Genomic DNA, 4,729 nt, shown 5'->3' with positions numbered 1-4,729 from the left:
CGCGCGTGCTGCGGCGCTACCAGCGCGCGCGCGCCGAATCGGTATTCGCCATGCGCCTGGCCACCGACGGCCTGTACCGCCTGTTTGGCGCCCGCGCCGCGCCCCTGGCCTGGCTGCGCAACACCGGCATGCGTTGGGTCGACGCGTCGCCTTTCCTGAAGCGGCAACTGATAGACGGGGCGTCGCGCAACTGACGCCCCAAGGAGCATCCATGAATCTGCGATTTTCTTCCCTGCTTACCGCGCCGCTGTGCGCCGCGGCACTGGTACTGGCCGGCGGCGCCTGGGCCGAGCAAGCCCCGTCGAAAAAAGACCAGGTGTATTCCACCCAGCCCGGCAAGGCGGCGCCAGCGGGCAAGTCGTATTCCACCGGCGCGGTGGCCGATCCGGTGGCCCAGGAAGTGCGGCAGCGTTTTTCGCAGCGCTTCAAGGAACTGGACGTGACGGCGGTGCACCGCACGCCCTACGGCATTTTCGAAGTGCAGTTGGGCGGCGAACTGGTGTACACCGACGAAGGGGTAACCTGGGTAATGCAGGGCCCGCTGATCGATGCCGCCACGCGCACCGACATTACCCGCGAACGCCAGGAAAAGCTGGGGCAGGTGGCGTTCAGCGAATTGCCGCTGGACCTGGCCGTGAAGCAGGTGCGCGGCGACGGCTCGCGCAAGGTGGCCATTTTCGAAGACCCGAATTGCGGCTATTGCAAGCAGCTGCACAAAACCCTGAAAGACGAAACCAACCTCACGATCTACACCTTCCTGTATCCCATCCTGGCACCCGATTCGCACACCAAGTCGCGCGATGTGTGGTGCGCCAAAGACCGCGCCCAGGCCTGGGAAGACTGGATGCAGCGCGGCAAGAAACCGCCCACCGCCGAGTGCGATACGCCCATCAAGCAGGTGCTGGAACTGGGGCAGAAGTTGATGGTGCGCGGCACTCCCGCCATTTTCTTCCAGGACGGCACCCGCCTGAACGGCGCCGCCCCTATCGAGATGATCCAGGCCCGCCTGGGCAAATAACCGGAGCCTCCACGTGGACAATGACACGATCAAGGTTGCCTTGCTGGACGATTACCACGGCGTGGCCCAGCGCTACGCCGACTGGGCCACGCTGGGCGGCCGCGCGCAGGTCCAGTCGTTCCACGACTACCTGCCCGAAGGCGAAAGGGTTCGCGCCTTGCAGGATTTCGACGTGATCGTGGCCATGCGTGAGCGCACGCCGTTCCCGGCGCAACTGATCGAATCGCTGCCCAAGCTGCGCCTGCTGGTCACCACCGGCCTGCGCAACCTGGCCATCGACATGGATGCCTGCACGCGCCGCGGCATTGTGGTGTGCGGCGCGCCCGGCGCCGCCGACGCCAACACCGCCACATCGGAACTGGCGTGGGCGCACATCCTGGCGCTGTTCAAGAACCTGACGGTCGAAGACGCCAACATGCGCCGCGGCTTGTGGCAAACCGGCATGCCGCGGCCCCTGGCGGGCAAGACGCTGGGCGTGGTGGGTCTGGGCAAGCTGGGCACCGCCGTGGCCCAGGTGGGCAAGGCCTTCGGCATGCACGTGCAGGCCTGGAGCCCCAACCTGACGGCCGAGCGCGCCCAGGAAGCCGGCGTGCAGTTCGTGCCCAAGCACCAGTTGTTCGCCGACGCCGATGTGGTCAGCCTGCATCTGATACTCAGCGACCGCACGCGCCACGTGGTGGATGCGGCCGCGCTGGCCGCCATGAAGCCCACGGCTTTCCTGGTGAATACCTCGCGCGCGGGTTTGGTGGATTCGCCCGCGCTGCTGGACGCCCTGCGCAAGGGGCGGCTGGCGGGCGCGGGGCTGGACGTATTCCCCCAAGAACCCCTGCCGCCCACCGATGCGCTGCGCAGCCTGGACAACGTGGTGCTAACTCCGCACCTGGGCTACGTCAGCCCCGAGAACTTCACGGCTTTCTACCGCAGCGCACTCCAGGCGGTGCAGGCCTGGATGGGCGGCCAGCCGGTGCGCGTACTGAACCCCTGACGCGCACCTACCGATATCCATTGCTTACAACACTGAGGGAGACGGCTGTGAAGAAATTGGCGCTCTTGATGGCGGCTTATATGGTGGCGGCGGGGCCGGCGTATGCCCAGGACAAACCCACGGTGCCGCTGATCGCCACCGGCGGCACCATCGCCATGAAAATCGACCCGGTGAAAAAGGCGCCGGTGCCGGCGATTTCCGGGGAAGACCTGATGGCTACGGTGCCCGACGTGGGCAAGTACGCCAAGGTGGAAGTGAACAACTTGTCCAACGTGCCGTCCGACTATATGGACCCGGCGCGTTGGGTGGCGCTGAGCAAGGCGGTCGACGACGCGCTGAAGCGGCCCGAGGTGGCCGGCGTGGTGGTGTCGCACGGCACGGATACGCTGGAAGAAACCGCGTTCTGGCTGGACACCACCGTGAAGTCGGACAAGCCCATTGTGCTGATCGGCGCGCAGCGCAATGCCTCGTCGTCCGATTTCGACGGCCCGCGCAACCTGCTGAACGCCGTGCGCATCGCGGTGGACCCGCAGGCGCGCGGCAAGGGCGCGATGCTGGCCATGAACAACCAGATCAACGCCGCGCGTTATGTCACGAAAACGCATACCGCCAACGTCGAGACGTTCCAGTCCGGGCAATACGGCTTCATTGGCGAGGTCTACCCGGACAAGGTCGTGATCGACCGCGCGCCGCTGCGCCGACAGCACATTCCGATCGCGGCGGCCGAAATGCCGCGCGTGGATATCGTGGCCATGTACGGCGGGGCCGACGACCGCATGCTGCGCAGCGCCGTGGACCAGGGCACGCAGGGCATCGTGGTGCAGGCCCTGGGCATGGGCAATGTCAACATGGCCATGTTCGAGGGCATCAAGTATGCGCTGTCCAAGGGCGTGCCGGTGGTGATTTCCACCCGCGTCCACAACGGCCGCGTCCTGGCGAACTACGGCTTCGAAGGCGGCGGCAAGACCCTGGCCGACGCGGGCGCCGTCATGGCCGGCGACCTGACGCCGCAGAAAGCGCGCATTTTGCTGATGCTGTTGCTGCAGCAGGGCAAGACCACCAAGGAACAGATCCAGGCGGGGTTTGATCTGTAGGGGAAAGGGTCACGGGCGGAAGCAACAAACTCATGGCATTGCTTGAGAGAATCCGCCCAGGTGTCTGGCTCCCGTAGGGTGCCAGACACCGAAGTCAGGCCTGGCTCCGGCCAAACACTATCGTCTGTTCCACCAGCCCGCCGGCCGGTGCGTCGCTACAGGCCTTGCCCGCGTCGTCTTGCGGATCCACCGGGTCGAATGCTGTATCACCATTGGCGTCGGGCATGCCCGTGGGCTTCAGGCCCGCGAAGTCGAACAGGTCGCGGTCCATCAGGTGCGAGGGCACGATGCGCGACAGGGCATTGAATACGTTCCAGGAACGCCCGGGGTGCTTGCGGTCCCATTCGCGGATCATGCCGGCCACTTCCTGGCGCTTCAGGTTTTCCTGCGAGCCGCACAAGTTACACGGAATAATGGGGAACTGCTTGAACTTCGCGTAGGCGATCAGGTCGCTTTCCGGCACATAGGCCAGCGGGCGGATCACGGTGTGGCGGCCGTCGTCGGACACCAGCTTGGGCGGCATGGCCTTGGCCTTGCCGCCGTAGAACAGGTTCAGGAAGAAGGTGGCCAGGATGTCGTCGCGGTGGTGTCCCAGCGCGATCTTGGTGGCGCCCAGTTCGCCCGCCACGCGGTACAGGATGCCGCGCCGCAGGCGCGAGCACAGCGAGCACATGGTCTTGCCTTCCGGAATGACCCGCGTCACGATCGAATATGTGTCCTGCGTCTCGATGTGAAAGGGCACGTCCAGCTTGCGCAGGTACGTGGGCAGTACCTCGGGCGGAAAGCCGGGCTGTTTCTGGTCCAGGTTGACCGCCACAATGTCGAACGGAAACGGCGCGCGCTTGCGCAGGCTGAGCAGGATGTCCAGCAGCGCGTAGGAATCCTTGCCGCCCGACAGGCACACCATGACGCGGTCGCCCGCCTCGATCATGTTGTAGTCGGCAATGGCGCGCGTGGTTTCGCGGGCCAGCCGCTTGGTCAGCTTGTTGCCTTCGTGGCGGAGCTTTTCTTCGGCCGGCGTGCGCGCGGCCACGGGGGTTTCGATAAGGTCTTGCATGATGGTTCAGCGATTGATCTGGATTTCCACGCCCACGGCGGCGCAGTCCGAGAACGCCATGGGCTTGCTGATGCGCAGCCGCAGCGCGCGCACCTCGGCGAAATCGCGCAGCAGGCGGTTGGCCACCTGCTCGGTCAGTGTCTCGATCAGGTTCACGTGGGCCTGGGTGCATTCTTCGACGATGGCTTCGCGCAATTGGCGGTAGTCCAGCACGCTGTGGATGTCGTGGTCGTCTACCGAGCGCGTGATATCCACGTCGAACTCGGCGTCGATGTGCAGCGGCTGCGTGGCGCGGCGTTCGTGTTCCAGGATCCCGATGCGGGCATCCAGGGCCAGCCCGGAAAGGATGATGCGGCGTGTAGGCATGATGAATACCCGGAGAAGAGAACCGGAATTGTAAGGCGGGCCGGGCCCGTGGCTACAATTCGGCCCATGCGCCCCTGGCGGCGCGCACCTTTGCAAGACGGAACAAGACAAGCATGCAGCAATACGATGCGGTGATCGTGGGCGGCGGCCCGGCCGGGGCCTCGTGCGCCATCTGGCTGGCGCGGCTGGGCCTGGCGCCGCTGCTGGTC

6 protein-coding genes and 1 pseudogene are annotated in these 4,729 nt (G+C 65.6%); 5 read left to right on the top strand and 2 right to left on the bottom strand.

The features are described 5' to 3' along the window. From LPZ50_RS21920 to LPZ50_RS21905, 4 genes and pseudogenes are all read left to right on the top strand, one after another. Positions 1-194: pseudogene (locus tag LPZ50_RS21920) on the top strand (ubiquinone biosynthesis protein UbiH); the annotation flags it as partial. Between the two features lie 17 nt (positions 195-211). Beyond that, on the top strand, positions 212-1,018 hold the full coding sequence (locus tag LPZ50_RS21915) for a DsbC family protein (protein ID WP_230664920.1): 807 nt from the start codon (positions 212-214) through the stop codon (positions 1,016-1,018). 28 nt (positions 1,019-1,046) lie between these two features. Continuing rightward, positions 1,047-2,003: a D-2-hydroxyacid dehydrogenase family protein gene (locus LPZ50_RS21910; RefSeq protein ID WP_230664924.1), complete on the top strand. Its 957-nt coding sequence runs from the start codon at positions 1,047-1,049 to the stop codon at positions 2,001-2,003. An 80-nt stretch (positions 2,004-2,083) separates the two neighbouring features. Next, on the top strand, positions 2,084-3,097 hold the full coding sequence (locus LPZ50_RS21905; protein ID WP_230664922.1) for an asparaginase: 1,014 nt from the start codon (positions 2,084-2,086) through the stop codon (positions 3,095-3,097). A gap of 94 nt (positions 3,098-3,191) precedes the next feature. On the opposite strand, the gene ttcA is transcribed toward LPZ50_RS21905, so the two are convergent. Next, on the bottom strand, positions 3,192-4,154 hold the full coding sequence (gene ttcA, locus LPZ50_RS21900; protein WP_230664918.1) for a tRNA 2-thiocytidine(32) synthetase TtcA: 963 nt from the start codon (positions 4,152-4,154) through the stop codon (positions 3,192-3,194). Between the two features lie 6 nt (positions 4,155-4,160). After that, positions 4,161-4,520, bottom strand: a complete 360-nt coding sequence (folB, locus tag LPZ50_RS21895; protein WP_230664916.1) for a dihydroneopterin aldolase — start codon at positions 4,518-4,520, stop codon at positions 4,161-4,163. A gap of 113 nt (positions 4,521-4,633) precedes the next feature. Here folB and LPZ50_RS21890 point away from each other — a divergent pair. Then, on the top strand, positions 4,634-4,729 hold a 96-nt coding region (locus tag LPZ50_RS21890; RefSeq protein ID WP_329957691.1), incomplete at its 3' end, for an FAD-dependent monooxygenase.

The organism is Bordetella petrii, from assembly GCF_020991325.1.
GTDB classification, from domain to species: Bacteria; Pseudomonadota; Gammaproteobacteria; order Burkholderiales; family Burkholderiaceae_B; genus Bordetella_A; species Bordetella_A petrii_E.
Note: the sequence above shows the minus strand (reverse complement) of the source record. Positions and strands in the feature narration are given on the sequence as shown.